Source organism: Chamaesiphon sp. OTE_20_metabat_361 (assembly GCF_031364565.1).
This window is the reverse complement of record NZ_JANLWO010000105.1, coordinates 1-2,104: the sequence shown is the minus strand read 5'-3', so window position 1 is coordinate 2,104 and position 2,104 is coordinate 1. Positions and strand designations below refer to the sequence as shown.

Below are 2,104 nucleotides of genomic sequence, written 5' to 3'. Positions count from 1 at the left end.
TTTGGGTTCGATGCTCTCGGACTTCGCGCAGTCGCCGAGGAGGACGATATTTGCATCTGGATCTACGGACTTCGCTTGGTTGAGGATAAAGGGTAAGTACCAGCTATATCCGCGATGAACAAATACCACGTCAGCACAATCATTCATGGTTGCTTTCCTCGATCGGTAATGCTAATGTTGCCAGATATTCTGTATGTGATTAGGTAACAATTATTACCAGATACCGAGCAAGTAAATATTTATGGACAGAAAATATCACCGCCGTGCTGATTTGCGTATGCAAACACAGCCAAATGTATCTTTTTAGACAACAGATTTTGAGAGAGATTTTGAGAGATCCCTTAAGTCATAGGTTATGAGACTCGATTACTAAAGTCATTATGGATTTGGCTGAACTTTAGGTGCAAATATAGCGTTTGCTGAAGTCAAAAAAGGTGCAAATAAAGGCGCAAACCTATGAACAAACTGAGGATTTTTGCAAAGTGTTCTCGATCGCCAAATTAAGCCAAGAGGGTGATGACATCGGGTTTAAAAACTAACGATAATAGAAAAAATATTGGCGATCGAGTTCGACTGACTGGCGATGACGAGATATTCCTAAGTACTCAGAAATAGATACTCTAGCAATGAAAATAACTCCTGCTTCCCGATCGAATATCGCTGCAATCGTGCCGGAGGCACCCGATCGTCTACTCCCGCCCGAGCCGCCATCTGTGGAAGATGAGGGCGGATGGGATTTAAATTGGGTATCGGGCGTATTACGCCGCAAGGCTCCGCTCATCGGACAGCTCGCATTAGCAACAGCGATCTTGGCAACTGGGGGATTGTTTTTGCTCGGGACGATCGCCAAACCTAAATATGAGGGGATGTTCCAACTTCAGGTAGAGCCAGCAACGGCGGAAGCCAAATCTTCCCGATCTTTTCTGCGCGGTCAAACGACCGAACGGGCTTTGGAAGAGACACAAACGAATAACCTAGAGCAGAGTTCGGCATTAGATTATGAAACTCAGATTCGGATTTTAAAGAGTTCCAAACTGCTCGATCCGATTGTCGCGCAGATCCAGCCGCGTTATCCCCAGATTACTTATAACTCCCTCGTCAAGGGTCTGACGATCGAGCGGATCAAAGTTACTAAAGAGGGTAGAGAGCAGGGCACAAAACTCCTGCAAGTGGGCTACACGGGTACGGATGCCCCCGAAATTCTGTTCGTTTTGGATCGGCTTACTGAAGGTTATCTTCGTTATAGTTTCAAAGAGCGCCAAACGAATATTCGCCAGGGAATTAAATTTATTGACGACCAGACGCCGCAGCTTAGAAAACAAGTCAATAAAATTCAAGCTCAAATTCAAGTGCTACGGCAACAGAGCAACCTCATGGATCCCGAGCAGCAGGGCACGGAATTTTCCCAACTGCTATCGGCGCTCAAACGGCAACAGTTCGATACTACGGCAAAATTAGCCGAAGCCCAAGCGCGCTATCAAACCTTGAAACAGAAATATAGTGGTGGTGATGCCATCGCCGTACTAGGTGAATTGCCCTCGTCGCAGAAATCGATCGATCGCTACCGCGACCTCGAACATCAAATTGCCGTTGCCTCAGCCCGCTTCCAAGACAATAGCCCCACGATCCAGACCCTGCGCGGCGAGCGTGCCAATATCCGCGCTGGACTCGATCGCGAAGCCGCCCAGATTGTCACCTGGGCAGCCGATCGAGTGAACGCCATGCAAACCCAACAGCAGGCTCTCAACCAGTCCCAAGCCAATCTCAACCAGCAATTTCAACAATTGCCAGCAGTCTCAGCTAAATATGCGGCTTTAAAGCAAGAATTAAAAATTTCCTCCGAGACACTAGATCGGTATTTATCCAAACGGGAGATACTGGGAATTGATGTCGCTCAGCAGGAAGTGCCGTGGGAGGCGATCTCCCGCCCCACCCTGACCAGTGACATCCAAGGCAAACCGATTAATCTTGCCGAACAAAACAAACGCCTGTTAGGATCGATCGCGATCGTTTTAGCCATTTTATTCGCGATCGCCGTGGCATTTACGATCGAAATTCTCCAAGATATTATCTACACGCCCATCGAAGTCCAACGATTGAGTAA

Annotated in this window: 1 protein-coding gene; it reads left to right on the top strand. The window is 47.6% G+C overall.

All coding sequences use genetic code 11. The annotated features are described in order from the left end of the window. Window positions 1-626: 626 nt before the first annotated feature. Window positions 627-2,104, top strand: a 1,478-nt coding sequence (locus tag RMO35_RS02965; RefSeq protein ID WP_396135595.1) for a GumC family protein, incomplete at its 3' end; no start/stop codon positions are given.